General features: G+C 71.5%; 24 protein-coding genes and 1 tRNA gene. 24 read left to right on the top strand and 1 reads right to left on the bottom strand.

Features of this window, described 5'->3' with window-relative positions; genetic code table 11:
* The first annotated feature begins 33 nt into the window (after positions 1-33).
* Genes F1641_RS08245 through F1641_RS08235 form a run of 3 tightly spaced genes read left to right on the top strand, consistent with a single transcriptional unit; the run spans position 34 to position 3638 of the window.
* The gene (locus tag F1641_RS08245) at positions 34-1326 is read left to right on the top strand and encodes an MFS transporter (RefSeq protein ID WP_309225475.1); all 1293 of its coding nucleotides are present in this window, start codon (positions 34-36) and stop codon (positions 1324-1326) included.
* Positions 1327-1335: 9 nt separating this feature from the next.
* On the top strand, positions 1336-2397 hold the full coding sequence (locus F1641_RS08240; protein ID WP_194904349.1) for a UDP-N-acetylmuramate dehydrogenase: 1062 nt from the start codon (positions 1336-1338) through the stop codon (positions 2395-2397).
* Between the two features lie 26 nt (positions 2398-2423).
* Positions 2424-3638: an MFS transporter gene (locus F1641_RS08235; protein ID WP_194904347.1), complete on the top strand. Its 1215-nt coding sequence runs from the start codon at positions 2424-2426 to the stop codon at positions 3636-3638.
* Positions 3639-3641: 3 nt separating this feature from the next.
* On the opposite strand, the gene F1641_RS08230 is transcribed toward F1641_RS08235, so the two are convergent.
* A complete protein-coding gene (locus F1641_RS08230) occupies positions 3642-4886 on the bottom strand; it encodes a pyridoxal phosphate-dependent aminotransferase (protein WP_309225474.1) in 1245 nt (414 codons plus the stop codon).
* A gap of 157 nt (positions 4887-5043) precedes the next feature.
* Here F1641_RS08230 and F1641_RS08225 point away from each other — a divergent pair.
* The 21 genes from F1641_RS08225 (at position 5044) to rpsC (ending at position 26481) form a co-directional block, all read left to right on the top strand.
* A tRNA-Trp gene (locus F1641_RS08225) sits at positions 5044-5116 on the top strand.
* Between the two features lie 106 nt (positions 5117-5222).
* Positions 5223-5477 (top strand): preprotein translocase subunit SecE, encoded by a 255-nt coding sequence (gene secE, locus F1641_RS20395; protein WP_194904345.1) that lies wholly within the window; start codon positions 5223-5225, stop codon positions 5475-5477.
* Between the two features lie 83 nt (positions 5478-5560).
* A complete protein-coding gene (gene nusG / locus F1641_RS08215; RefSeq protein ID WP_194904342.1) occupies positions 5561-6376 on the top strand; it encodes a transcription termination/antitermination protein NusG in 816 nt (271 codons plus the stop codon).
* A 53-nt stretch (positions 6377-6429) separates the two neighbouring features.
* Positions 6430-6861: a 50S ribosomal protein L11 gene (gene rplK, locus F1641_RS08210; RefSeq protein WP_194904339.1), complete on the top strand. Its 432-nt coding sequence runs from the start codon at positions 6430-6432 to the stop codon at positions 6859-6861.
* Between the two features lie 99 nt (positions 6862-6960).
* Positions 6961-7674 (top strand): 50S ribosomal protein L1, encoded by a 714-nt coding sequence (gene rplA / locus F1641_RS08205; protein WP_194904337.1) that lies wholly within the window; start codon positions 6961-6963, stop codon positions 7672-7674.
* A gap of 382 nt (positions 7675-8056) precedes the next feature.
* Complete coding sequence (rplJ, locus tag F1641_RS08200; RefSeq protein ID WP_194904335.1) at positions 8057-8659, top strand: 50S ribosomal protein L10; 603 nt, start codon at positions 8057-8059, stop codon at positions 8657-8659.
* 48 nt (positions 8660-8707) lie between these two features.
* Positions 8708-9097, top strand: coding sequence for a 50S ribosomal protein L7/L12 (gene rplL, locus F1641_RS08195; RefSeq protein ID WP_194904333.1), 390 nt, complete (start codon positions 8708-8710; stop codon positions 9095-9097).
* 423 nt (positions 9098-9520) lie between these two features.
* Positions 9521-13003, top strand: a complete 3483-nt coding sequence (gene rpoB / locus F1641_RS08190; protein ID WP_194905002.1) for a DNA-directed RNA polymerase subunit beta — start codon at positions 9521-9523, stop codon at positions 13001-13003.
* Between the two features lie 107 nt (positions 13004-13110).
* Positions 13111-16992 carry a DNA-directed RNA polymerase subunit beta' gene (locus F1641_RS08185; protein WP_194904331.1) on the top strand — a complete coding sequence of 1294 codons (3882 nt, stop codon included), beginning with the start codon at positions 13111-13113 and terminating at the stop codon, positions 16990-16992.
* Positions 16993-17321: 329 nt separating this feature from the next.
* The gene (gene rpsL / locus F1641_RS08180; protein WP_194904329.1) at positions 17322-17693 is read left to right on the top strand and encodes a 30S ribosomal protein S12; all 372 of its coding nucleotides are present in this window, start codon (positions 17322-17324) and stop codon (positions 17691-17693) included.
* Complete coding sequence (rpsG, locus tag F1641_RS08175; RefSeq protein ID WP_194904327.1) at positions 17693-18163, top strand: 30S ribosomal protein S7; 471 nt, start codon at positions 17693-17695, stop codon at positions 18161-18163. Before rpsL ends, rpsG begins: the two co-directional genes overlap by 1 nt.
* Before the next feature lie 98 nt (positions 18164-18261).
* Positions 18262-20364 carry an elongation factor G gene (gene fusA / locus F1641_RS08170; protein ID WP_194904325.1) on the top strand — a complete coding sequence of 701 codons (2103 nt, stop codon included), beginning with the start codon at positions 18262-18264 and terminating at the stop codon, positions 20362-20364.
* Positions 20365-20440: 76 nt separating this feature from the next.
* Complete coding sequence (gene tuf / locus F1641_RS08165; RefSeq protein WP_194904323.1) at positions 20441-21634, top strand: elongation factor Tu; 1194 nt, start codon at positions 20441-20443, stop codon at positions 21632-21634.
* Between the two features lie 382 nt (positions 21635-22016).
* Positions 22017-22325, top strand: coding sequence for a 30S ribosomal protein S10 (gene rpsJ / locus F1641_RS08160; RefSeq protein WP_194904321.1), 309 nt, complete (start codon positions 22017-22019; stop codon positions 22323-22325).
* 44 nt (positions 22326-22369) lie between these two features.
* The gene (gene rplC / locus F1641_RS08155) at positions 22370-23041 is read left to right on the top strand and encodes a 50S ribosomal protein L3 (RefSeq protein WP_194904320.1); all 672 of its coding nucleotides are present in this window, start codon (positions 22370-22372) and stop codon (positions 23039-23041) included.
* 5 nt (positions 23042-23046) lie between these two features.
* Positions 23047-23733, top strand: a complete 687-nt coding sequence (gene rplD, locus F1641_RS08150; protein WP_194904318.1) for a 50S ribosomal protein L4 — start codon at positions 23047-23049, stop codon at positions 23731-23733.
* Entirely contained in the window at positions 23730-24062 is a 333-nt protein-coding gene (gene rplW, locus F1641_RS08145; protein ID WP_194904316.1) for a 50S ribosomal protein L23, read from the top strand. Before rplD ends, rplW begins: the two co-directional genes overlap by 4 nt.
* 1 nt (position 24063) lies before the next feature.
* The gene (gene rplB, locus F1641_RS08140) at positions 24064-24900 is read left to right on the top strand and encodes a 50S ribosomal protein L2 (protein WP_194904313.1); all 837 of its coding nucleotides are present in this window, start codon (positions 24064-24066) and stop codon (positions 24898-24900) included.
* Positions 24901-24915: 15 nt separating this feature from the next.
* Positions 24916-25197: a 30S ribosomal protein S19 gene (gene rpsS, locus F1641_RS08135; RefSeq protein ID WP_194904311.1), complete on the top strand. Its 282-nt coding sequence runs from the start codon at positions 24916-24918 to the stop codon at positions 25195-25197.
* Positions 25198-25258: 61 nt separating this feature from the next.
* On the top strand, positions 25259-25666 hold the full coding sequence (gene rplV / locus F1641_RS08130; protein ID WP_194904309.1) for a 50S ribosomal protein L22: 408 nt from the start codon (positions 25259-25261) through the stop codon (positions 25664-25666).
* Entirely contained in the window at positions 25666-26481 is an 816-nt protein-coding gene (gene rpsC, locus F1641_RS08125; RefSeq protein ID WP_194904307.1) for a 30S ribosomal protein S3, read from the top strand. The genes rplV and rpsC overlap by 1 nt, the downstream gene beginning before the upstream one ends.
* Position 26482: the final 1 nt, after the last annotated feature.

The following is a 26482-nucleotide window of genomic DNA, read 5'->3' as shown; positions in this document are numbered from 1 at the left end:
CGTCCGCACCGACCACCGCTGCTGGAGCCACCCGTGTCCACTCCGACCACCGCCCTGCCGGTGCCGCAGGTCCGCGCCGCCCGGAACGCGGTGTTCGCGGTCTTCGCCCTCAACGGCATCGCCTTCGCGACGTGGGCCTCGCGCCTGCCCACCACCCGCGACGAGCTCGGCCTGTCCCAGGCGCAGCTCGGCCTGCTGCTGCTGTGCATCGCCGTCGGGTCGGTGGCCGCGCTGCCGACCGCGGGCCCCCTGGCGGCGCGCATCGGCACCACGAAGCTGGTGCGGCTCGCCACCGCCATCGGGCTCGGTGGCGTGGCCTGGGCGGCCTTCGCCGCGACGGCGCTGCACTCGGTGCCGCTCACGGTGGTGGGCATGGTGCTCATGGGCGTCGGCATCGGCGCCTGGGACGTCGGCATGAACCTCGAGGGCGCGCTCGTGGAGCAGCACCTCGGCCGGGCGATCATGCCCGCCTTCCACGCCGGGTTCAGCGGAGGAACGGTCCTGTCAGCGGGGATCGGGGCGCTCATGGCCTGGGGCGGCGTCCCCGTCTGGGCGCACGCGGCGGCCGTCGCCGCCGTCTCGGTCGTGGCGCTGTGGTGGGCCAGCGGGAGGTTCCTGCCCGAGGGCGGCCACGCCGCGGACGCCCACGACGCGGGCGTGGCCGCTGCCACCGGCGGCGGCACCGCCGCGGGCCCCGCGGAGACGGCCGCCCCCGCGCGCCTGTCGGCGCTCGGCGCCTGGCGCGAGCCCCGGACCCTCCTCATCGGCGTCCTGGTCCTGTCGGCCGCGTTCACCGAGGGCACCGCGAACGACTGGCTGGCGATCGCCCTGGTCGACGGGTACGGCGCCTCGGCCGCGGTCGGCGCCGTCGGCTTCGCCGTCTTCCTCTCCGCCATGACCGCCGCGCGGCTCGGCGGCCAGTGGGCGCTCGACCGCTGGGGCCGCGTGCCCGTGCTGCGCGCCACCACGGCCCTCGGCGCGGTCGGCGCCCTGCTCGTCGTCTTCGGCACCTGGCTGCCGCTCGCGCTCGTGGGCGCCGTCCTGTGGGGCGCGGGAGCCGCCCTGGGCTTCCCCGTCGGGATCTCGGCCGCCGCCGACGACCCGCGCCGGGCCGCCGTGCGGGTCAGCGTGGTCACCACGATCGGCTACACGGCCTTCCTGGCGGGTCCTCCGCTGCTGGGCTTCCTGGGCGAGCACGTCGGCGCCCTCAGGGCCCTGCTCGTGGTGGCGCTGGTCGCGGTCCCCTCGCTGCTGGTCAGCAAGGTGGCCCAGCCGCGCGCCGGCTCGGCCGGGGAGAAGGACGACGCCGCGGTGCGCAGCGCCTAGCCTTCGGGCGTGACGAGCACCGCCCAGCACCAGGCCGCGACCCTCGCCGAGCTCACCACGCTGCGCGTCGGGGGGCCGGCCGCCCGCACGGTCGTCGCCACCACCCGCCAGCAGGTGGTCGACGCCGTCAGCGCCGCCGACGCCGCCGGCGAGCCGGTGCTCGTGGTCGGCGGGGGCTCCAACCTCGTCGTCGGCGACGAGGGCTTCGACGGCACCGTCGTCGTGGTGCGCACGAAGGGCGTCGAGCTCGAGAGCGGCGACTGGTGCGGCGGGGCGTTCCTGCACGTCGACGCGGGCGAGGACTGGGACGCCCTGGTCGCCCGCGCCGTCGCGAACGGCTGGTCGGGCGTGGAGTGCCTGTCCGGCATCCCCGGCACGGTCGGCGCGACACCGGTGCAGAACGTCGGCGCGTACGGCCAGCAGCTGTCCGACGTCCTCGCCAGCGTGCAGACGTGGGACCGGAAGGACGGGCGCCTGCGCACCATCCCCGCCTCGAACTGCCGCCTGCGCTACCGCGACTCCCTCTTCAAGGACGAGCCCGGCCGCTACGTGATCCTCGACGTCGTGCTCCAGCTGCCCGTCAACGACCTCGCCGCGCCGGTGCGCTACGCGGAGCTCGCGGCGCAGCTGGGCGCCGAGCCGGGGGAGCGGCGCCCCCTGGCGGAGGTCCGCGACGCCGTCCTCGCACTGCGCCGGCGCAAGGGCATGGTGCTCGACGAGGCCGACCACGACACCTGGTCCACCGGGTCGTTCTTCACCAACCCCCTGCTCACCGCCGAGCAGGCCGGTGCGCTGCCGGCGGACGCGCCCCGCCACGACGGGGGTGACGGCCGCGTGAAGACCTCCGCCGCCTGGCTGGTCGAGCGCGCGGGCTTCCCGCGCGGCTTCGGGCTGGCGGGGGAGCGCTCGCCAGCCGCCCTGTCGACCAAGCACACCCTCGCGGTGACGAACCGCGGCACCGCCACCGCCGCCGACGTCCTCGACGTGGCGCGCGCCGTGCGCGACGGCGTGCGCGAGCGCTTCGGGGTCGAGCTCGTCCCCGAGCCCGAGCTCGTCGGCTGCTCCCTCTGAGCGCGTCGTCACCGCCCTGGCGGCGGGTGGCGCCGGCGCTGTTCGCCTGCGCCTGGGGCGGCAACCACTTCACCCCGCTGCTGCTGCTGTACCGGCAGGTCGAGGGCTACTCGGCGGTCGTCGTCGACCTGTTCTTCGGGGTCTACGTGCTCGGCGTGATCCCGGGCTTCCTGCTGGCGGGCCCGCTGTCCGACCGGCTCGGCCGCAAGCGGCCCGTCGTCGTCGCCGTGGTGCTGGGGATGGCGGCCAGCGCCGTCCTGGCCGCCGGGGCCGGTGGCGCGGTCCTGATGTGCGCGGGGCGCTTCCTCGCGGGGCTGAGCGTCGCGACGGCGATGGTGGTCGGCACCAGCTGGGTCGAGGAGCTCTCCTCCACCCCCTGGGACGACGTCGACCCGCCCCGGCGCGCGCGGCGCGCGGCCCTCGTCCTCACAGCGGGCTTCGGGCTGGGGGCCGGCGCGAGCGGGGCGCTCGCGCAGTGGGGCCCGGCGCCCACCGTCCTGCCCTACGCCGTGCAGTCGCTGCTCGCGCTGGTCGCGCTGGTGCCCCTGCTGACGGCGCCCGAGACGCGTCCGCGCGACCCGGCCCGCCCCGACGAGCCGCTGACCCGCGCGCGGGTCGCCGCGGCTGCCGCCGAGGTGCTGGCCGACCTCCGCGTGCCCCGGCGCGTCCAGCGCCGCTTCGTCGGCGTGGTGCTGCCGGCCGCCCCCTGGGTGTTCGGGTCGGCGGCGCTGGCGTACGCCGTGGCGCCCTCCCTCGTGGTCGGCAGGGTCGGTGACCTGGCCGTCGCCGCGGCGGCACTGCTGTGCGTGGTGGGCCTGGGGGTGGGCGCTCTCGTGCAGCCCTGGGTGCCGGTGCTGGCGCGCCTGTCCGGCGGGCGCCAGCTGGTGGTCGGGATGGGGGCGGCCGTGCTCGGGACGGGGCTGGTGGCGCTCCTGGCCGCGCGGCCCTCGGTGCCGCTCGCCCTCGTCGTCGCGGCGGTCCTGGGCGTGGCCTACGGCGTGGTCCTCGTGGCGGGGCTGGTCGAGGTGCAGGCGCTGGCGACGCCGCGCGACCTGGGGGCGCTCACCGGCTGGTACTACAGCGCCACCTACCTGGGCTTCCTGCTGCCCGAGGCGCTGTCGCTGTCGGCGCCGCTCGCCGGCGAGCCCGCGCGCCTGCTCGGCGTCCTCGCCCTGGCGCTGGTGTGCGCCGGTCTCGTCGCGGCGGGCCTGCGCCGGCCCGCCGCGACGAGGGTGCCCTGAGGGTCAGCGGGCCTCGCCGAGCACCCGCTGGATGCGGCTGACGCCCTCGACCAGGTCGTCGTCGCCGAGGGCGTAGCTCAGGCGCAGGTAGCCGGTCGGCCCGAACGCCTCGCCCGGCACCACGGCCACCTCGGCCTCCTCCAGCAGCAGCGTCGCGAGCTCGGCGCTGGTGGTGGGCACGCGCCCGCGGATGGTCCGGCCCATCAGCGCCTTCACCGAGGGGTAGGCGTAGAAGGCCCCGCGGGGGGTGGGGCAGTCGACGCCGTCGATGGCCGACAGCATCTCGACCATCGTGCGGCGGCGGCGGTCGAAGGCCTCGCGCATGGTGGCCACGGCGTCGAGGGACCCGGTCAGCGCCGCGATGGCGGCGCGCTGCGACACGTCGGCGACGTTGCTGGTCAGGTGGCTCTGCAGGTTGGTGCCGGCCTTCACGACGTCGCGCGGGCCGATGAGCCACCCGACGCGCCAGCCCGTCATGGCGTAGGTCTTGGCCACGCCGTTCAGGACGAGCGTCCGGTCGGCCAGCTCGGGCACCACCACGGGCAGCGACGGCGCCGTGGCGCCGTCGTAGAGCAGGTGCTCGTAGATCTCGTCGGTGACGACCCACACCCCGTGCTCGAGCGCCCACTCGCCGACGGCGCGCACCTGCGCCTCGTCGTAGACGGCGCCCGTGGGGTTGGAGGGCGAGCAGAACAGCAGCACCTTGGTGCGCGGCGTGCGGGCGGCCTCGAGCTGCTCGACGGTGACCAGGTAGCCCTGGTCCTCCCCGGCGAAGACCTCGACGGGGACGCCGCCGGCCAGGCGCACGGCCTCGGGGTAGGTGGTCCAGTACGGGGCGGGGAGGATGACCTCGTCGCCCGGGTCGCACAGCGCCGCGAACGCGGTGTAGACGGCCTGCTTGCCCCCGTTGGTGACCAGCACCTGGTCGGGGGAGACCTCGTAGCCGGAGTCGCGCGCCGTCTTGGCGACGACGGCCGCCTTCATCTCCGGCAGGCCCCCGGCGGGGGTGTACCGGTGGTTCCTCGGGTCGCGGCACGCGGCGGCGGCGACCTCGACGACGTCGGCGGGCGTCGGGAAGTCGGGCTCGCCGGCGCCGAAGCCGATCACCGGCCGCCCCTGCGCCTTGAGCGCCTTCGCCTTCGCGTCGACGGCCAGCGTGGCCGACTCCGCGATGGCCGCGAGGCGCGCCGACACGCGGCGCTCGCTGGCGGGAGGGGTGCTGGGACCGGCGGCAGGACCTGCGCTCACCCCCCGATCATCCCGCACGGCGCAGCGGTCGGTCACCCCGGCCGCCGACAACGCGTATGCTGGCCGACCGGTGGTCGTGCGCTGCCCACGTCCGGGCGTCCAGCGTCCCGGCCGAGAGCGGCGCCGCGGGGTGGGAGCCCGGCGGCAGGACCACCGAAGGGCAGTGGCGCAATTGGTAGCGCACCGGTCTCCAAAACCGGCGGTTGCGGGTTCGAGTCCCGCCTGCCCTGCGAAGCGGACCCGGCGTCCGCGCGCAGGACGACCCGAAGGACGACCAGCCGGACGACCAGTCCGGGGAGCAGCGCCGGCGCACCGGTGCGAGGAGGTGCGAGCGACGTGACCGAGACCGACCCGGGCAGCGCCTCCGGCGCGACGACCGCGACCCGTGGCCGCGGCGGCCCGCTCGCCCGCCTGCTCGTGTTCCTGCGCCAGGTGGTCGGCGAGCTGAAGAAGGTCGTCTACCCCACCCGCGACGAGCTGGTCACCTACACCACGGTCGTCCTCGTCTTCGTCGCCGTCGTCATGACGTACGTGTCCCTGCTGGACCTCGGGTTCGGACGCCTCGTGCTCTGGGTGCTCGGCGGCAGCTGAGCCGCCACCCGCCCCGCCGAGACGACCGGCAGCCCGCAAGGCCACCCGCAGCACCCGCAGACCAGGAAGCAGGCCCCCCCATCGTGTCCCAGCCGCAGTACGACGCCTCCGAGCCCCACGACGCCGAGGCCGTCGAGGTCGACGCCGCCCAGGACGTCGCGGTGGACGGCGACGACGTCGACGCCGCGGACGCCGCTGAGCCGGCTGCTGACCACGACGCCGCTGACGCCACCGACGACGTCGACGACCTCGACGACGCCGACGACGCGGCTGCTGACGACGCGCCCGCGGCGGACGAGGACGAGGTCGACCCGGTCGAGGAGTTCAAGACGCAGCTGCGCCGGGCCCCCGGTGACTGGTTCGTCATCCACTCCTACGCGGGCTACGAGAACCGCGTGAAGAGCAACCTCGAGAACCGCATCGGCAGCCTCAACATGGAGGACTACATCTTCCAGGTCGAGGTGCCCATGGAGGAGGTCCGCGAGATCAAGAACGGCCAGCCGAAGCTCGTGCGCCGCGTGCGCATCCCGGGCTACGTGCTGGTGCGCATGGACCTGACCAACGAGTCCTGGGGCGCGGTGCGGCACACGCCCGGCGTCACCGGGTTCGTCGGCAACACCCACCAGCCGGTGCCGCTGAGCACCGACGAGGTGTTCTCCATGCTGGCCCCGGCGCTGGAGCCCAAGGAGGGCGCCAAGTCGTCCCCGAAGGCCACCCCCGTCACCGAGGTCGACTTCGAGGTCGGCGAGTCGGTCACGGTCATGGAGGGTCCCTTCGAGACCATGCCGGCCACCATCTCCGAGATCAACGCCGACCGGCGCACGCTGCAGGTGCTGGTCTCCATCTTCGGCCGGGAGACGCCGGTCGAGCTGTCGTTCGGCCAGGTCGCCAAGATCTGACCGGCTGCTCCGCCAGCAACCACCGCAGGAAGACCACGAGGTAGAGAAGAGCCATGCCCCCCAAGAAGCGGGTCTCCGGACTCATCAAGCTCCAGATCAACGCCGGCGCGGCCACCCCGGCCCCGCCGATCGGCCCCGCGCTGGGCCAGCACGGCGTCAACATCATGGAGTTCTGCAAGGCGTACAACGCCGCGACCGAGTCGCAGCGCGGCAACGTCGTCCCCGTCGAGATCACCGTGTACGAGGACCGCTCGTTCACGTTCATCCTCAAGACGCCGCCGGCCGCCGAGCTCATCAAGAAGGCCGCCGGTGTGGCCAAGGGCTCCCCGACGCCGCACACCACCAAGGTCGCCCAGCTGACCCAGGACCAGGTGCGCGCCATCGCCGAGCACAAGATGCAGGACCTCAACGCGAACGACGTCGACGCCGCGATGAAGATCATCGCCGGCACCGCGCGCTCCATGGGCATCACCGTCCAGGCCTGAGGCCCCCCGGCGGCGCCCCGCGCCGCCAGCACCACCCCCAGCAGTCGTGGGAGGCCCGCCGAGCGAGCGCGGGCCGCCTGACCACAGAGAGAGAGCACCGTGAAGCACAGCAAGGCCTACCGCGCCGCAGCGGAGAAGATCGACCGCACCGCCCTGTACAGCCCCCTCGAGGCCGTCAAGCTGGCCAAGGACACCTCGGTCACGAAGTACGACGCCACCGTCGAGGTCGCCTTCTGCCTGGGCGTCGACCCGCGCAAGGCCGACCAGATGGTCCGCGGCACCGTGAACCTGCCCCACGGCACCGGCAAGACCGCCCGCGTCCTGGTGTTCGCCGTCGGCCCGCGCGCCGCTGCCGCCGAGGCCGCCGGAGCCGACATCGTCGGTGGTGACGAGCTCATCGAGCGCGTGGCCGGGGGCTTCCTCGACTTCGACGCCGCGGTCGCCACCCCCGACCTCATGGGCAAGGTGGGCCGCCTGGGCCGCGTGCTCGGCCCCCGCGGCCTCATGCCGAACCCCAAGACCGGCACCGTGACGATGGACGTGGCCAAGGCCGTCACCGACATCAAGGGCGGCAAGATCGAGTTCCGCGTCGACAAGCACTCGAACCTGCACTTCATCATCGGCAAGTCCTCCTTCTCGGAGACCGCCCTGGTGGAGAACTACGCCGCCGCGCTCGACGAGGTGCTCCGCCTCAAGCCGGCCGCCGCCAAGGGCCGCTACATCTCCAAGGCGACCATGGCCACCACCATGGGCCCGGGCATCCCGCTCGACCCGTCGCGCACCCGCGACCTCCTCGAGACCGGCGCCGCCTGACGGTCTCCGCAGGCACCTGCAGGCCCCCGCTCCCGGTGCCCCGGGAGCGGGGGCCTGCGTCCGTCCCGGGGCGTCCCGGAACGCGCTGCGCCCTGCGGAGCGGTCTGGGGGACCCCCGCGGCCGTGTAGAGTGGGCCCACCGAAGACCGCCGGTCTCCGCCCGCCCCCCGGGGAGGACGGACGAAGGCTCCGCCACGACGGAGCGCCCAGCGCAGGTGAGCGAGACCCAGCAGCACCCGGAGCGCGAGAGCGCACGGAGCTGCCTGCGAGCCCCGTGCGCCTGGCGCCGGGGCTCTCGTCGTGTCGGGCCCGGACCGCCGTCGGCCGGGTCGCTCCCTCGCGGGAGCGGTCTGCAGCACGTGACAGACCCGGAAGGAGGATCGTGCCCACTGCTGAGAAGGAAGCAGCCGTCGCCGAGCTCACCGAGCTCTTCCGCGGCGCGAACGCCGGTGTGCTCACCGAGTACCGCGGCCTGACCGTCGCGCAGCTCAAGGAGCTCCGCCGCGCGATCGGCGACAACGGCAGCTACAACGTCGTCAAGAACACCCTCACCGCGATCGCCGCCAAGAACGCCGGCGTCGACGCGTTCGAGGGCCAGCTGTCCGGCCCCACGGCCATCGCGTTCATCACCGGTGACCCGGTGGAGGCCGCCAAGGGCCTGCGCGCGTTCGCCAAGGGCAACCCGCAGCTGGTCATCAAGTCCGGCTTCCTCGAGGGCAAGCCGCTGACCGCGGCGGAGGTCCAGGCGCTCGCCGACCTCGAGCCCCGCGAGGTCCTGCTGGCCAAGATGGCCGGTGCGCTCAAGGGCTCCCTCAACCGCGCCGCGTACGTCTTCAACGCGCCGCTGTCGAAGGCCGCCCGCACGGTCGACGCCCTGCGCGCCAAGGTCGAGGCCGGCTCGCCGGCCTCTGCGCCGAGCGACGAGGCCGCGGCTCCCGCCGCGACCGACGAGGCCCCGGCTGCCGCCGCGGCCGACGAGGCCTGAGCCTCACCACCCCAGACACGCACCACACGAGACACGAGGAGAGCCACCATGGCCAAGCTGTCCACTGACGAGCTGCTCGACGCCTTCAAGGACATGACGCTCATCGAGCTGTCGGACTTCGTGAAGAAGTTCGAGGAGGTCTTCGAGGTCACCGCCGCTGCCCCCGTCGCCGTCGCCGCCGCTGGTGGCGCCGCTGGTGGCGCCGCCGCCGAGGAGGCCGAGGAGCAGTCCGAGTTCGACGTCATCCTCGAGGCCGCCGGTGACAAGAAGATCCAGGTCATCAAGGAGGTGCGCGCCCTGACCTCCCTCGGCCTGAAGGAGGCCAAGGACCTCGTCGACGGCGCCCCCAAGCCCGTCCTCGAGAAGGTCGCCAAGGACGCCGCCGAGAAGGCCAAGGCCCAGCTCGAGGGCGCTGGCGCCACCGTCTCCGTCAAGTGAGACGGGTGCTGCTCGCGCGCGGCGCAGGCCGCGCCTGAGCAGCACCGCCCCAGCACCACCCAGCACCACGTCGTCGGCGCCGGTCCCCTCGGGGGCCGGCGCCGACGCGCGTCCCGGGCCGGGTCCGGGCGCAGACCGGTCGCCGGGCCTGCGCGTTCTGCTTGACGGCGCGGGGGAGCGGAGGCATCCTCGTCGGGCCGGGGTGCTCCAGGGGGCCCCGGACTCCGGAGAGCGACGACGACGGCGTCGTCCGCTCGAGTGACGTGGGCTCCGGGCCCACGGGTGACCCCGGCTGGACTTGTGCGCTCCGCGGGCGTACGGTAGCCCCTTGCGCACACTCATGCATGCCCCGAACCGACACTAGTCGGCCAGGGGTCGCAAGCATGCGCCCGCACCGTCCGCAGGCCCGTGGAAGGACTCCTCTTGGTCGCCTCGCGCACCTCGCTCCGCCCCAGCTCCAACGGTTCCACCTCGACCGCCCGTCGTGTGTCGTTCGCCAAGATCCGCGAGCCCCTCGACGTCCCCGACCTCCTCGCGCTGCAGACCGAGAGCTTCGACTGGCTCCTCGGCAACGAGCGCTGGCGCGAGCGCGTCGCCGCCGCCAAGGCGGAGGGCGAGGTCCCCGACACCTCGGGCCTCGAGGACATCTTCGAGGAGATCTCCCCGATCGAGGACTTCTCCGGCTCCATGTCGCTGAGCTTCCGCGACCACCGCTTCGAGCCGCCCAAGTACTCCCTGGAGGAGTGCAAGGAGCGGGACATGACCTACGCGGCGCCGCTGTTCGTGACCGCCGAGTTCATGAACGCCACCACGGGCGAGATCAAGAGCCAGACGGTCTTCATGGGCGACTTCCCGCTCATGACCCCCCGCGGCACCTTCGTCATCAACGGCACCGAGCGCGTCGTCGTGTCGCAGCTGGTCCGCTCCCCGGGCGTGTACTTCGAGCGCACGATCGACAAGACCTCCGACAAGGACGTCTACTCCACCAAGGTCATCCCCAGCCGCGGGGCCTGGCTGGAGTTCGAGATCGACAAGCGCGACATGGTCGGCGTCCGCGTCGACCGCAAGCGCAAGCAGTCCGTGACGGTCCTCCTCAAGGCGCTCGGCTGGACCGACGCGCAGATCCTCGAGGAGTTCGGGCAGTTCGAGTCCATGCGCGCGACGCTGGAGAAGGACTCCACCGCCAGCCAGGACGAGGCGCTGCTCGACATCTACCGCAAGCTGCGCCCGGGCGAGCCGCCGACCAAGGAGGCCGCCCAGACGCTGCTGGACAACCTCTACTTCAACCCGAAGCGCTACGACCTCGCGAAGGTCGGCCGCTACAAGCTGAACCGCAAGCTCGGGCTCGAGGAGCCGCTGAGCGCCGGGACGCTGCGGGTCGAGGACGTCGTCGCCACCATCAAGCTCCTGGTCACGCTGCACGCGGGCCAGAGCACGATGAAGGGCGTGCGGAACGGCCAGGAGGTCGACATCCGCGTCGAGGTCGACGACATCGACCACTTCGGCAACCGCCGCCTGCGCGCCGTCGGCGAGCTCATCCAGAACCAGGTCCGCACGGGCCTGAGCCGGATGGAGCGCGTCGTGCGCGAGCGCATGACGACGCAGGACGTCGAGGCCATCACGCCCCAGACGCTCATCAACATCCGTCCCGTCGTGGCCTCCATCAAGGAGTTCTTCGGGACGAGCCAGCTGAGCCAGTTCATGGACCAGACCAACCCGCTGGCGGGCCTGACCCACAAGCGCCGCCTGAGCGCCCTGGGCCCGGGCGGTCTGAGCCGCGACCGCGCCGGCATGGACGTCCGCGACGTCCACCCCTCGCACTACGGCCGCATGTGCCCGATCGAGACCCCCGAGGGCCCGAACATCGGCCTGATCGGGTCGCTGTCGAGCTACGGGCGGATCAACCCGTTCGGCTTCGTCGAGACGCCGTACCGGCGCGTCGAGGACGGCGTCGTCAGCGACGAGGTGCACTACCTCACCGCCGACGAGGAGGACGAGCACGTCATCGCCCAGGCGAACGCCCCCCTCGGCGAGCGCCAGGAGTTCACCGAGGCCCGCGTGCTGGTGCGCGCCAAGGGCGGCGAGGCCGAGTTCGTCCCGGCCGCCGACGTCGACTACATGGACGTCTCGCCGCGCCAGATGGTCTCCGTGGCCACCGCGATGATCCCGTTCCTGGAGCACGACGACGCCAACCGCGCGCTCATGGGCTCCAACATGCAGCGCCAGGCCGTGCCGCTGGTCCGCGCCGAGGCCCCGCTCGTGGGCACCGGCATGGAGCTGCACGCCGCGGTCGACGCCGGCGACGTGGTCGTGGCCGAGAAGCCGGGCGCCGTCACGGCGGTCAGCGCCGACATCGTCACCGTCGCCAACGACGACGGCACGACCTCGACGTACCGCCTGGCCAAGTTCCGCCGGTCCAACCAGGGCACCGCGTACAACCAGCGCGTTCTGGCCGTCGAGGGCACCCACGTCGAGCGCGGCACCGTCCTCGCCGACGGCCCGTCGACCGACCAGGGCGAGCTGGCCCTGGGGCGCAACCTCCTCGTGGCCTTCATGCCGTGGGAGGGCCACAACTACGAGGACGCGATCATCCTCTCCCAGCGGATCGTGCAGGACGACGTCCTGAGCTCGATCCACATCGAGGAGCACGAGGTCGACGCCCGCGACACCAAGCTGGGCCCGGAGGAGATCACCCGGGACATCCCCAACGTCGCCGAGGAGGTCCTGGCGGACCTCGACGAGCGCGGGATCATCCGCATCGGCGCCGAGGTCGTCCCCGGCGACATCCTCGTCGGCAAGGTCACGCCCAAGGGCGAGACCGAGCTCACCCCGGAGGAGCGCCTGCTGCGCGCCATCTTCGGCGAGAAGGCGCGCGAGGTGCGCGACACCTCGCTGAAGGTGCCCCACGGCGAGTCCGGCACGGTCATCGGCGTCAAGGTCTTCGACCGCGAGGACGGCGACGAGCTGCCCCCGGGCGTGAACCAGCTGGTCCGCGTCTACGTGGCGCAGAAGCGCAAGATCACCGGTGGTGACAAGCTCGCCGGCCGCCACGGCAACAAGGGCGTCATCTCCAAGATCCTGCCCGTCGAGGACATGCCGTTCCTCGAGGACGGCACCCCCGTCGACATCGTGCTGAACCCGCTGGGCGTGCCCGGCCGCATGAACGTCGGCCAGGTCCTCGAGCTGCACCTCGGCTGGATCGCCAAGCAGGGCTGGAAGATCGAGGGCGACCCCGAGTGGGCCGCCCGCATCCCGGAGGTGGCCCGCGAGGTCGCCCCGAACACGCCCGTCGCGTCCCCGGTCTTCGACGGCGTCTCCGAGAACGAGATCACCGGTCTGCTCGGCTGCACGACGCTCACCCGCGACGGCGAGCGCCTCGTGGACGAGTCGGGCAAGGCGCGGCTGTTCGACGGCCGCTCCGGCGAGCCGTTCCCGCACCCGGTCTCGGTCGGGTACATGTACATCCTCAAGCTCCACCACCTGGTCGACGACAAGATCCACGCCCGTTCGACCGGCCCCTACTCGATGATCACGCAGCAGCCCCTGGGTGGTAAGGCCCAGTTCGGCGGCCAGCGGTTCGGCGAGATGGAGGTGTGGGCGCTCGAGGCGTACGGCGCGGCCTACGCGCTGCAGGAGCTGCTCACCATCAAGTCCGACGACGTCCTCGGCCGCGTGAAGGTCTACGAGGCCGTCGTCAAGGGCGAGAACATCCCCGAGCCGGGCATCCCCGAGTCCTTCAAGGTGCTCATCAAGGAGATGCAGTCGCTCTGCCTGAACGTGGAGATCCTCTCCAGCGACGGCACGAGCATCGAGATGCGGGAGACCGACGACGACGTCTTCCGCGCTGCGGAGGAGCTGGGCATCGACCTCTCCCGCCGCGAGCCGTCCAGCGTCGAGGAGGTCTGACCTCCCGTCACCCGGGCCCCCGCTGGGGGGTCCGGGTGACGCACCCCTCTCCCAGCACCCCGCGCTCAGCAGACTGAGCGCCCCTGAGCACCACCGAGAGGACACCAGTGCTCGACGTCAACTTCTTCGACGAGATCCGCATCGGCCTGGCCACCGCCGACTCGATCCGCGCCTGGAGCCACGGCGAGGTCAAGAAGCCCGAGACCATCAACTACCGCACGCTCAAGCCGGAGAAGGACGGGCTCTTCTGCGAGAAGATCTTCGGTCCCACCCGGGACTGGGAGTGCTACTGCGGCAAGTACAAGCGCGTCCGCTTCAAGGGCATCATCTGCGAGCGCTGCGGCGTCGAGGTGACGCGCGCCAAGGTGCGCCGCGAGCGGATGGGCCACATCGAGCTCGCCGCCCCCGTGACGCACATCTGGTACTTCAAGGGCGTCCCCAGCCGTCTCGGCTACCTGCTCGACCTCGCGCCCAAGGACCTCGAGAAGGTCATCTACTTCGCGGCCTACATGATCACGTGGGTCGACGACGAGTCCCGCTCCCGCGACCTGCCCTCGCTGCAGGCGCAGATGGACGTGGAGAAGAAGCAGGTCGCCGACCGCCGCGACAGCGACGTGGAGGCCCGCGCCCAGAAGCTCGAGGCCGACCTGGCCGAGCTCGAGGCCGAGGGCGCCAAGGGCGACGCGCGCCGCCGCGTCCGCGAGTCCGCCGAGCGCGAGATGAACTCGATCCGCCGCCGCGCGGACGCCGAGGTCGACCGCCTGACCCAGGTGTGGGACCGCTTCGCCAAGCTCAAGGTCGCCGACCTCGAGGGCGACGAGGTGCTCTACCGCGAGCTGCGCGACCGCTACGGCCTCTACTTCGAGGGCGGCATGGGCGCTGCGGCGATCCAGAAGCGCCTCGCCTCCTTCGACCTGCAGGCCGAGGCCGAGTCGCTGCGCGAGACCATCGCCACCGGCAAGGGCCAGCGCAAGACCCGCGCCCTCAAGCGCCTGAAGGTCGTGTCGGCGTTCCTGACGACGACCAACTCGCCGCTCGGCATGGTGCTGGACGCCGTCCCGGTCATCCCGCCGGACCTGCGCCCGATGGTCCAGCTCGACGGTGGCCGCTTCGCCACATCCGACCTGAACGACCTGTACCGCCGCGTGATCAACCGCAACAACCGCCTCAAGCGGCTGCTCGACCTCGGCGCGCCCGAGATCATCGTCAACAACGAGAAGCGGATGCTGCAGGAGGCCGTCGACGCGCTGTTCGACAACGGCCGCCGCGGCCGTCCGGTCACCGGCCCGGGCAACCGCCCGCTGAAGTCGCTGTCCGACATGCTCAAGGGCAAGCAGGGCCGGTTCCGCCAGAACCTGCTGGGCAAGCGCGTCGACTACTCGGGCCGCTCGGTCATCGTGGTCGGCCCGCAGCTCAAGCTGCACCAGTGCGGCCTGCCCAAGCCGATGGCGCTCGAGCTCTTCAAGCCCTTCGTGATGAAGCGGCTCGTCGACCTCAACCACGCGCAGAACATCAAGTCGGCCAAGCGCATGGTCGAGCGCGCCCGCCCGGTCGTGTGGGACGTGCTCGAGGAGGTCATCACCGAGCACCCGGTGCTGCTGAACCGCGCGCCCACGCTGCACCGCCTCGGCATCCAGGCCTTCGAGCCCCAGCTGGTCGAGGGCAAGGCGATCCACCTGCACCCGCTCGTCTGCGGCGCGTTCAACGCCGACTTCGACGGTGACCAGATGGCCGTGCACCTGCCGCTGAGCGCCGAGGCCCAGGCCGAGGCCCGCGTGCTGATGCTGTCGAGCAACAACATCCTCAAGCCGGCGGACGGCCGCCCGGTCACGATGCCGACCCAGGACATGGTCATCGGCCTGTTCCACCTGACCTCCGTGGTCGAGGGCGGGGCCGGCGAGGGCCGCACGTTCGGCTCGGTGTCCGAGGCGATCATGGCGTTCGACGCCCGCTCGCTGGACCTGGGCGCGGTCGTCCAGATCCGTCTCGAGGGCGTCGTCCCGCCGGTCGGCGCCGCGGTGCCGGAGGACTGGGAGCAGGGGCAGCCGCTCCTGGTCAAGACCACCCTCGGCCGCGCGCTGTTCAACGAGGCCCTGCCGACGGACTACCGGTTCGTCGACGCGGTCGTCGACAAGAAGCAGCTGTCGACCATCGTCAACGACCTCGCCGAGCGCTACCCCAAGGTGCAGGTGGCCGCGACGCTGGACGCCCTCAAGGCGGCCGGCTTCCACTGGGCCACCCGCTCGGGCACGACGATCGCCATCTCCGACCTGGTCTCGCCGGACAACAAGCAGGCGATCCTCGAGGAGCACGAGGCGCGCGCCGAGAAGGTCCAGCAGCAGTACGAGGCCGGCCTGATCACCAACGACGAGCGCCGCCAGGAGCTCATCGAGATCTGGACCGTCGGCACCAACCGCGTCGCGGAGGACCTCGAGTCCTCGATCGACCCGAAGAACACCATCTTCCGGATGGTCACCTCGGGCGCGCGAGGCAACTGGATGCAGATGCGCCAGATCGGTGGCATGAAGGGCCTCGTGGCCAACCCGAAGGGCGAGATCATCCCCCGCCCGGTGAAGTCCTCGTTCCGCGAGGGCCTCTCGGTGCTGGAGTTCTTCATCTCGACCCACGGCGCCCGCAAGGGCCTCGCCGACACCGCACTGCGCACCGCCGACTCGGGCTACCTGACCCGTCGTCTGGTGGACGTGTCGCAGGACGTCATCGTCCGCGAGGACGACTGCGGCACCAGCAAGGGGCTCACGCTCCCCATCGGCGTCCGCGGCCAGGACGGCGAGCTGCGCCTGCTCGACACCGTGGAGACCAGCGTCTACGCCCGCACCCTCGCGACCCCGGTCGTGGTGGACGGCGAGGTGCTGGCCGAGGCCGGCGCCGACGTCGGCGACGTCCTCATCGACGCGCTCGTCGAGCGCGGCGTCGAGGAGGTCAAGATCCGCTCGGTGCTGACCTGCGAGTCCAAGGTCGGGACCTGCGCGCTCTGCTACGGCCGCTCGCTGGCCTCCGGCAAGCTCGTGGACATCGGCGAGGCGGTCGGCATCATCGCCGCCCAGTCGATCGGCGAGCCCGGCACGCAGCTCACCATGCGCACCTTCCACGTCGGCGGCGTCGCGTCCGAGGGCGGTGACATCACGCACGGCCTCCCGCGCGTGCAGGAGCTGTTCGAGGCGCGCACCCCGAAGGGCCAGGCGCCCATCGTGGAGGCCGTCGGCAAGGTGTCCATCGAGGACGCGGAGCGCACGCGCCGCATCACGGTGACGCCGGACGACGGGTCCGAGGAGGTCTCGCACCTGGTCAGCAAGCGCGCGCGCCTGCTGGTCTCCGACGGCCAGCGCGTCGAGGTCGGGCAGCAGCTCGTGCAGGGGTCGGTCGACCCCAAGCAGGTGCTGCGCATCCTCGGCCCCCGCGCGGTGCAGAAGCACCTGGTCGACGAGGTCCAGTCGGTCTACCGCAGCCAGGGCGTGGGCATCCACGACAAGCACATCGAGGTCATCGTGCGGCAGATGCTGCGCCGCGTGACGATCATCGACTCCGGCGACGCGCACCTGCTGCCCGGCGAGCTCGCCGAGCGCGGTCGCTTCGAGTCGGAGAACCGCCGCGTCGTGGCCGAGGGCGGCACCCCCGCCGCCGGACGCCCGGAGCTCATGGGCATCACGAAGGCGTCGCTCGCGACGGAGTCGTGGCTGTCGGCGGCCTCCTTCCAGGAGACCACCCGCGTGCTCACCGAGGCCGCCCTCAACGGGCGCAGCGACCCGCTGCTCGGCCTCAAGGAGAACGTCATCCTGGGCAAGCTCATCCCGGCCGGCACCGGCCTGGCGCGCTACCGCGACGTCAAGGTCGAGCCGACCGAGGAGGCGAAGGCCGCGATGTACGCGATCCCGAGCTACGACGACTCCGACTACGAGGGCTACTTCGGCTCCGGCTCCGGCCAGGCCGTGCCCCTGGAGGAGTACGACATTGGCGGCTACGGCCGCTGACGGCGCGCTGCGCCGCTGACCAGCGGCGCAGCGCCCGCTCGAGACGCCCTCGGCGACCGGGAACACCCCGGTCGCCGGGGGCGTTTTGACTGGTGTAACGCGCACCGCGTACCCTCGACAGAAGCCCGGGCGCGCCCGGGCCTCCGTGCGCCAGGACCGGTCCGCCCCCGCTGAGGGGTGGGCGTCCGGGCCGGGTCCGGCGGGAGATCCGCCGGGCAGTCGGACGTGCCCGACCACGGGGGCCAGGCAGTACGAGGGTCGAACGGAGCCAGCTCCGGGAGACGGCAGCCCGACACAGACAGACGCACGTCACGACCCACGGAGACTCAGTGCCCACCATCCAGCAGTTGGTCCGCAAGGGCCGCCAGGACAAGGCGAGCAAGACCAAGACGCCTGCGCTCAAGGGGAGCCCGCAGCGCCGCGGCGTGTGCACCCGCGTGTACACCACCACCCCGAAGAAGCCGAACTCGGCGCTCCGCAAGGTCGCCCGCGTGCGCCTGTCGAGCCAGGTCGAGGTCACCGCGTACATCCCCGGTGAGGGCCACAACCTGCAGGAGCACTCCATCGTGCTCGTGCGCGGCGGCCGCGTGAAGGACCTCCCCGGCGTCCGCTACAAGATCGTGCGCGGCGCCCTCGACACCCAGGCGGTCAAGAACCGCAAGCAGGCCCGCAGCCGCTACGGCGCGAAGAAGGGTAACTGATGCCTCGCAAGGGACCGGCCCCGAAGCGGCCGCTCGTCGTCGACCCGGTCTACGGGTCCCCGCTGGTCACCCAGCTGGTCAACAAGATCCTGGTCGACGGCAAGAAGTCGACGGCCGAGCGGATCGTCTACGGAGCGCTCGAGGGCGCCCGTGAGAAGACCGGGGGCGACCCGGTCGTGGCCCTGAAGAAGGCGATGGACAACGTCCGTCCCGCTCTCGAGGTCAAGTCGCGCCGCGTCGGCGGCGCCACCTACCAGGTGCCGATCGAGGTCCGCGCGGGCCGCTCCACCACGCTCGCGCTGCGCTGGCTCACCAGCTACGCGCGCTCGCGCCGCGAGAAGACCATGACCGAGCGCCTGATGAACGAGATCATCGACGCCAGCAACGGCCTGGGGGCTGCGGTCAAGCGCCGCGAGGACACCCACAAGATGGCCGAGTCGAACAAGGCGTTCGCGCACTACCGCTGGTGACCCACGGCGCGCCGCCGCTCGGGCGGCGGCGCACCTGCACCTGACCCACACCACTCGATCCACAGGCCCCTCGGGGGCCGGACAGGCGGGACCACAGCGTGGCACTCGACGTGCTGACGGACCTCACGAAGGTCCGCAACTTCGGCATCATGGCCCACATCGACGCCGGCAAGACCACGACGACGGAGCGGATCCTCTTCTACACGGGGATCAACTACAAGATCGGCGAGGTCCACGACGGCGCCGCCACGATGGACTGGATGGAGCAGGAGCAGGAGCGCGGCATCACCATCACGTCCGCCGCGACGACGTGCTTCTGGAACGGCACCCAGCTCAACATCATCGACACCCCCGGACACGTCGACTTCACCGTCGAGGTCGAGCGCAACCTGCGCGTCCTCGACGGCGCCGTCGCGGTGTTCGACGGCAAGGAGGGCGTCGAGCCCCAGTCCGAGACGGTGTGGCGCCAGGCGGACAAGTACGACGTCCCCCGCATCTGCTTCGTCAACAAGATGGACAAGCTGGGCGCGGACTTCTACTTCACCGTCCAGACCATCAAGGACCGCCTGGGCGCGACGCCCCTGGTGATCCAGATCCCGATCGGCGCCGAGAGCTCCTTCATCGGCTGCGTCGACCTGGTCCTGAACAAGGCGCTCGTGTGGCGCGGCGAGACGGGCAAGGGCGAGGCGTACACCGTCGAGGAGATCCCCGAGGACCTCGCCGAGCAGGCCGCCGAGTACCGGCACCAGCTCATCGAGACCGTCGCGGAGTCCGACGAGGCGCTGCTCGAGAAGTACCTGGGCGGTGAGGAGCTGACGATCGAGGAGATCAAGGCCGCGATCCGCAAGCTGACGATCTCGTCGACGCTCTACCCGGTGCTGTGCGGCTCGGCGTTCAAGAACAAGGGCGTCCAGCCCATGCTCGACGCCGTCGTCGACTACCTGCCGACCCCGCTGGACGTCCCCAGCGTCGAGGGCCACAAGCCCAACGACGAGGAGACCATCCTCACGCGCGCGGCGAAGTACGAGGAGCCCTTCTCGGCCCTCGCCTTCAAGATCTCGACGCACCCGTTCTTCGGCAAGCTGACCTACATCCGCGTGTACTCGGGGCGGATCTCCTCCGGCGCCCAGGTCGTCAACTCGACCAAGGGCAAGAAGGAGCGCATCGGCAAGATCTTCCAGATGCACTCCAACAAGGAGAACCCGGTCGACGAGGCCGCGGCGGGTCACATCTACGCCGTCATCGGCCTGAAGGACACGACCACGGGGGAGACGCTGTCCGACCCGTCGGCGCCGATCGTCCTGGAGTCGATGACCTTCCCGGAGCCCGTCATCTCGGTCGCCATCGAGCCGAAGACGAAGGCCGACCAGGAGAAGCTGGGCACCGCGATCCAGAAGCTCGCCGAGGAGGACCCGACCTTCCAGGTCCAGCTCGACGAGGAGACCGGCCAGACCATCATCAAGGGGATGGGCGAGCTCCACCTCGACATCCTGGTCGACCGCATGCGCCGCGAGTTCAACGTCGAGGCCAGCGTCGGCAAGCCCCAGGTGGCCTACCGCGAGACGATCCGCCGCACGGTCGAGAAGCTGGACTACGTCCACAAGAAGCAGACCGGTGGTTCGGGCCAGTACGCGAAGGTCCAGATGAAGTTCGAGCCCCTGGACACCTCCGACGGCCAGATGTACGAGTTCAAGAACGCCGTGACCGGTGGTCGCGTGCCTCGCGAGTACATCCCCAGCGTCGACGCCGGGATCCAGGACGCCATGCAGCTCGGTGTGGTCGCCGGCTACCCGCTGGTGGGCATCAAGGCCACGCTGCTGGACGGCGCCTACCACGAGGTCGACTCCTCGGAGATGGCCTTCAAGGTCGCCGGCTCGATGGTCCTCAAGGAGGGCGTCAAGAAGGCCGACCCGGTGCTCCTGGAGCCCGTGATGGCCGTCGAGGTCCGCACCCCCGAGGACTACATGGGTGAGGTCATCGGCGACCTGAACGCGCGCCGCGGCCAGATCCAGGCCATGGAGGACATCAGCGGTGCGAAGATCGTCCGCGCGTCCGTCCCCCTGTCGGAGATGTTCGGGTACGTGGGGGACCTGCGGTCGAAGACCCAGGGCCGCGCCGTGTACACGATGACCTTCGACAGCTACGCCGAGGTCCCGCGCAACGTGGCCGAGGAGATCATCAAGAAGGCCCGCGGCGAGTGACCTGCTGACACCACGTCGGCTGGAGCGGGTCACCCGTTAGCATCATCGTCAGACAGATCTCGAGGAGGAACACCCAGTGGCCAAGGCCAAGTTCGAGCGGACCAAGCCCCACGTCAACATCGGGACGATCGGGCACATCGACCACGGCAAGACGACGCTCACCGCGGCGATCTCCAAGGTCCTGCACGACAAGTACCCGGACCTGAACCCCTTCACGCCTTTCGACCAGATCGACAAGGCCCCTGAGGAGAAGCAGCGCGGCATCACGATCTCGATCGCGCACATCGAGTACCAGACCGAGCAGCGCCACTACGCGCACGTCGACTGCCCCGGGCACGCCGACTACATCAAGAACATGATCACCGGTGCGGCCCAGATGGACGGCGCGATCCTCGTGGTCGCCGCCACCGACGGCCCGATGCCGCAGACCAAGGAGCACGTGCTCCTGGCCCGCCAGGTCGGCGTCCCCTACATCGTGGTGGCGCTGAACAAGGCCGACATGGTCGACGACGAGGAGATCCTCGAGCTCGTCGAGATGGAGGTCCGCGAGCTGCTGTCCTCCTACGAGTTCCCGGGTGACGACCTGCCCGTCGTCCGCGTCTCCGCGCTGAAGGCGCTGGAGGGCGACGCCGAGTGGGGCGCCAAGCTCCTCGAGCTCATGGACGCGGTCGACTCGTCGATCCCGCAGCCCGAGCGCGACGTCGACAAGCCGTTCCTCATGCCCATCGAGGACGTCTTCACGATCACCGGCCGTGGCACCGTCGTGACCGGCCGCATCGAGCGCGGCATCCTCAAGGTCAACGAGACCGTCGAGATCGTCGGCATCAAGGCTGCTTCGCAGTCGACGACGGTCACCGGCATCGAGATGTTCCGCAAGCTGCTCGACGAGGGCCAGGCCGGCGAGAACGTCGGCCTGCTGCTCCGCGGCCTCAAGCGCGAGGACGTCGAGCGCGGCCAGGTCGTCTGCAAGCCGAAGTCGATCACGCCCCACACGGACTTCGAGGCGCGGGTCTACATCCTGTCCAAGGACGAGGGCGGGCGTCACAACCCGTTCTACTCGAACTACCGTCCGCAGTTCTACTTCCGCACCACCGACGTCACCGGCGTCATCACGCTGCCCGAGGGCACCGAGATGGTCATGCCCGGCGACAACACCGAGATGAGCGTTCAGCTCATCCAGCCGATCGCCATGGAGGAGGGCCTGCGCTTCGCCATCCGCGAGGGCGGCCGCACCGTGGGCGCCGGACAGGTCGTCACCGTCACCAAGTGATCTGACGCACCACCCCGCCTCGGCGGGACGACGAGGGCCCGGGAGCACTGCTCCCGGGCCCTCGTCGCGTCCAGGGGCCGCACGGCGAGCGGTGCTGGCCCAGTTCAGGAGCGCGACGCGCCCGGATTGGACCGGCGGTCGATCCGTCTGGCAGTATGTCCAGGTCGTTCGACGTGCGCGCTCTCCAGAGGATCGAGTCCTCTGCGGGGCGCCCCACCTCCGGTAGCCCGCAGGTGGATCGTCAGCGCCCGGGGGACCGGGCACGGCAAACAGACCTCCACAGGTGGCAAGCGCGCTAGAGCGCTCGAGGACCGGCGACACGCCCGACCTCGGGGGCCGGTGGCTCGCCCTGTGGCACAGCGGGACGAGAGAGGGACGGGCCATGGCGGGACAGAAGATCCGCATCCGGCTGAAGTCGTACGACCACGAGGTCATCGACAGCTCCGCGCGCAAGATCGTCGACACGGTGACGAACGCCGGCGCCACGGTCGTGGGCCCGGTGCCGCTGCCGACCGAGAAGAACGTGTTCGTGGTCATCCGCTCGCCGCACAAGTACAAGGACAGCCGCGAGCAGTTCGAGATGCGCACGCACAAGCGGCTGATCGACATCATCGACCCGACGCCCAAGGCCGTCGACTCGCTCATGCGGCTCGACCTGCCCGCGGACGTCAACATCGAGATCAAGCTCTGAGCCGGCCGGCGAGCTGAGCTGAGAGAGCTGCGAGGAGAACGACGATGAGCACGACCACCGACGCGCGGCGTCGCGTCGCGGGCCTGCTGGGCACGAAGCTGGGCATGACCCAGGTCTGGGACGAGGCGGGGCGCCTCGTGCCCGTCACCGTCATCCAGGCCGGTCCGTGCGTGGTGACGCAGGTCCGCACCCCGGAGACCGACGGCTACGACGGGGTCCAGATCGCCTTCGGCGCGATCGACCCCCGCAAGGTCAACAAGCCCCTCGCGGGCCACTTCGCGAAGGCGGGCACCACGCCCCGCCGTCACGTCGCCGAGCTGCGCACCCCGGACGCGGGCGACTACAGCGCCGGCCAGGAGCTGACCGCCGAGCTGTTCAGCGCCGGCCAGCTGGTCGACGTGAGCGGCACCACGCGCGGCAAGGGCTTCGCGGGCGTCATGAAGCGCCATGGCTTCGCCGGCGTCTCGGCCAGCCACGGTGCGCACCGCAACCACCGCAAGCCCGGCTCCATCGGTGGCTGCGCCACCCCGGGCCGCGTCTTCAAGGGCCTGCGCATGGCCGGCCGCATGGGCGGCGAGCGCCAGACCACGCAGAACCTGCTCGTCCACGCCGTCGACGTCGAGCGCGGCTACGTGCTGGTCAAGGGCGCTGTCCCCGGCCCGCGCGGCGCGGTCGTCGTCCTCAAGAACGCGGCCAAGGCCGCTCAGGAGGGTTGAGCCCGATGTCCACGCAGACCACTGGTGCGAGCGACGCGGTCCTCGACCGCACCGTCGACGTCATCGGCCCGGACGGGTCGGCCTCCGGGTCGGTCGTGCTCCCGGGTGCCGTCTTCGACGTGCAGACCAACGTGCCGCTGATCCACCAGGTCGTGGTGGCCCAGCTCGCCGCGGCCCGCCAGGGCACCCACGCCACCAAGACCCGCGGCGACGTCCGCGGCGGTGGCAAGAAGCCCTACAAGCAGAAGGGCACGGGCCGCGCCCGCCAGGGCTCGACCCGCGCGCCGCAGTTCGCCGGCGGTGGCGTCGTTCACGGCCCGCAGCCGCGTGACTACAGCCAGCGCACGCCCAAGAAGATGAAGGCGGCCGCCCTGCGCGGGGCCCTCTCCGACCGGGCCCGCCACGACCGCGTGCACGTCCTCTCGGGCGTCGTCGCGGGCGAGGCCCCCAGCACGCGCAGCGCGATCGGCGTCCTCGCCGGTCTGTCCGCCCGCCCCCAGCGCCTCGTGGTGCTGCAGCGCGGCGACGAGCTCGCGTGGAAGAGCCTCCGCAACGCCGCGGGCGTGCACACGCTCTTCGCCGACCAGCTCAACACCTACGACGTCCTGTGCTCCGACGACGTCGTGTTCACCTCCGGTGCGCTCGAGGCCTTCCTGGCCAGCGCGACCCGCAGCGAGGAGGCCGCGCGATGAGCGAGACCACGACCAGCACGACGAGCCCGTTCGCGGCCGTCGGCAAGGACCCCCGCGACGTGCTCTTCGCGCCGGTGGTCTCCGAGAAGAGCTACGCGCTCCTCGACCAGGGGAAGTACACGTTCCTGGTCGACCCGCGGGCGAACAAGACCGAGATCAAGGTCGCCGTCGAGAAGGTCTTCGGCGTCAAGGTGGCCTCGGTCAACACCCTCAACCGCGAGGGCAAGAAGCGCCGCACCCGCACCGGCACCGGCAAGCGCAAGGACACCAAGCGCGCCGTCGTGACGCTGCGCGAGGGCACCATCGACATCTTCGGGGGAGGGGCCTGACATGGGCATCCGCCAGTACAAGCCGACCACGCCGGGTCGCCGCGGTTCGTCCGTCGCCGACTTCGTCGAGATCACCCGCAGCGAGCCCGAGAAGTCCCTCGTGCGCCCGCTGCCCAAGAAGGGCGGCCGCAACAACAACGGCCGCATCACGACGCGCCACCAGGGCGGCGGTCACAAGCGCGCCTACCGCGTCATCGACTTCCGCCGTCACGACAAGGACGGCGTGCCGGCCACGGTCGCTCACATCGAGTACGACCCGAACCGCACGGCCCGCCTGGCGCTGCTGCACTACATCGACGGCACGAAGCGCTACATCCTCGCGCCGACGAAGCTGAAGCAGGGCGACCGGATCGAGAACGGCCCCGAGGCCGACATCAAGCCGGGCAACAACCTGCCGCTGCGCAACATCCCCGTCGGCACCGTGGTGCACGCCGTGGAGCTGCGTCCCGGCGGCGGCGCGAAGATGGCCCGCTCCGCGGGTGCGTCCATCCGCCTCGTGGCCCGTGAGAGCGGCGTGGCCCAGCTGCGCATGCCCTCCGGCGAGGTCCGCACCGTGTCGGCCGAGTGCCGCGCCACGGTCGGCGAGGTCGGCAACGCCGAGCAGTCGAACATCAACTGGGGCAAGGCCGGCCGCATGCGCTGGAAGGGCAAGCGCCCGACCGTCCGCGGTGTCGCCATGAACCCGATCGACCACCCGCACGGTGGTGGTGAGGGCAAGACGTCCGGTGGACGCCACCCGGTCAGCCCCTGGGGCCAGGCCGAGGGCCGCACCCGTCGTCCGGGCAAGGCCAGCGACCGCCAGATCGTCCGTCGGCGCACTGCCGGCAAGAAGCGCTGAGGGAGTAGCTGAGCCATGCCGCGCAGCCTGAAGAAGGGTCCCTTCGTCGACGACCACCTCTCCAAGAAGGTGGACGTGCAGAACGAGAAGGGCACGAAGAACGTCATCCGCACCTGGTCGCGCCGGTCGATGATCATCCCCGACATGCTGGGGCACACGATCGCCGTCCACGACGGCCGCAAGCACGTGCCGGTGTTCGTCACCGAAGCGATGGTCGGGCACAAGCTCGGCGAGTTCGCCCCCACCCGCACCTTCCGCGGGCACGAGAAGGACGACCGCCGGGGTCGTCGCCGCTGACCCCGGTCAGCTGGCGATGAACACCCGAGGCAGCCGAAAGACGACGAGGCAGGACGTAGAGATGGAAGCCAAGGCGCAGGCGCGGTACGTCCGCGTGACGCCGCAGAAGGCGCGGCGCATCATCGACCTGATCCGCGGCAAGCGGGTCGGCGAGGCGGTGGCGGTGCTCAGCTTCGCCCCCCAGGCCGCCAGCGAGCCGGTGCTGAAGGTCGTGCAGAGCGCGGTCGCCAACGCCCGCGTGAAGGCGGACCGGGCCAGCGAGGCCTTCGACGAGCGCAGCCTCGTCGTGACCGCGGCCTACGTGGACGAGGGCGTGACGCTGAAGCGGTTCCGCCCCCGGGCGCAGGGCCGCGCGGGGCAGATCCTGAAGCGCACGAGCCACATCACCGTGGTCGTCGCCGAGGAGCCCGCCAAGGGCGCCGACGCCGCGTCGGCCCAGACCACCACGCAGACGAGGAGGGCCCGCTGATGGGTCAGAAGGTCAACCCGAACGGGTTCCGCCTCGGCATCACCACGGACCACCGCTCGCGCTGGTTCGCTGACAGCACTCGCCCCGGGCAGCGCTACAGCGACTACGTGAAGGAGGACGTGGAGATCCGCCGGCTCATGTCGAAGGGCATGGACCGGGCCGGCATCGCCCGCGTCGAGATCGAGCGCACCCGCGACCGCGTGCGCGTCGACATCCACACCGCCCGCCCCGGCATCGTCATCGGCCGCCGCGGCGCCGAGGCCGACCGCCTGCGCGGCGAGCTGGAGAAGCTCACGGGCAAGCAGGTGCAGCTGAACATCCTCGAGGTGAAGAACCCCGAGGTCGAGGCGCAGCTGGTGGCCCAGGGCATCGCCGAGCAGCTGGCGAGCCGCGTCTCCTTCCGCCGCGCGATGCGCAAGGGCATGCAGACGGCGCAGCGCGCCGGTGCCCGCGGCATCCGCGTGCAGTGCTCGGGCCGCCTCGGTGGTGCCGAGATGAGCCGGTCGGAGTTCTACCGCGAGGGTCGCGTGCCGCTGCACACCCTGCGCGCGTACATCGACTACGGCTTCTACGAGGCCAAGACGACCTTCGGCCGCATCGGCGTGAAGGTCTGGATCTACAAGGGCGACCACACGCAGCGCGAGCTGGCGGCCCAGGCCGCCACCGCCCCGCGCGGCGCGCGTCCCCCCCGCGGTGACCGCCCCCAGCGCGGCGACCGTCCCCAGCGCTCCGGCGGGCCCCGCAGCGAGGCCTCCGCAGCACCCACCAGCGCCCCGGCCGAGGCCGGCGCGTCCGCATCCGGATCGGAGGGCTGAC

The sequence above is a fragment of the Quadrisphaera sp. INWT6 genome (assembly GCF_015390235.1).
In the GTDB taxonomy this organism is placed as follows: domain Bacteria; phylum Actinomycetota; class Actinomycetes; order Actinomycetales; family Quadrisphaeraceae; genus Quadrisphaera.
This window is presented reverse-complemented; position numbering and strand designations above follow the sequence as displayed.

Excerpts from the sequence above, each read along its gene's own strand:
- rplV (WP_194904309.1), top strand. The coding sequence starts at position 25,259 with ATGGAAGCCAAGGCGCAGGCGCGGTACGTCCGCGTGACGCCGCAGAAG.
- rplK (WP_194904339.1), top strand. The coding sequence starts at position 6,430 with ATGCCCCCCAAGAAGCGGGTCTCCGGACTCATCAAGCTCCAGATCAAC.
- rplD (WP_194904318.1), top strand. The coding sequence starts at position 23,047 with ATGTCCACGCAGACCACTGGTGCGAGCGACGCGGTCCTCGACCGCACC.
- rpsJ (WP_194904321.1), top strand. The coding sequence starts at position 22,017 with ATGGCGGGACAGAAGATCCGCATCCGGCTGAAGTCGTACGACCACGAG.
- rplL (WP_194904333.1), top strand. The coding sequence starts at position 8,708 with ATGGCCAAGCTGTCCACTGACGAGCTGCTCGACGCCTTCAAGGACATG.
- rplB (WP_194904313.1), top strand. The coding sequence starts at position 24,064 with ATGGGCATCCGCCAGTACAAGCCGACCACGCCGGGTCGCCGCGGTTCG.
- rpsG (WP_194904327.1), top strand. The coding sequence starts at position 17,693 with ATGCCTCGCAAGGGACCGGCCCCGAAGCGGCCGCTCGTCGTCGACCCG.
- rpsS (WP_194904311.1), top strand. The coding sequence starts at position 24,916 with ATGCCGCGCAGCCTGAAGAAGGGTCCCTTCGTCGACGACCACCTCTCC.
- rplW (WP_194904316.1), top strand. The coding sequence starts at position 23,730 with ATGAGCGAGACCACGACCAGCACGACGAGCCCGTTCGCGGCCGTCGGC.
- rpsC (WP_194904307.1), top strand. The coding sequence starts at position 25,666 with ATGGGTCAGAAGGTCAACCCGAACGGGTTCCGCCTCGGCATCACCACG.
- rplC (WP_194904320.1), top strand. The coding sequence starts at position 22,370 with ATGAGCACGACCACCGACGCGCGGCGTCGCGTCGCGGGCCTGCTGGGC.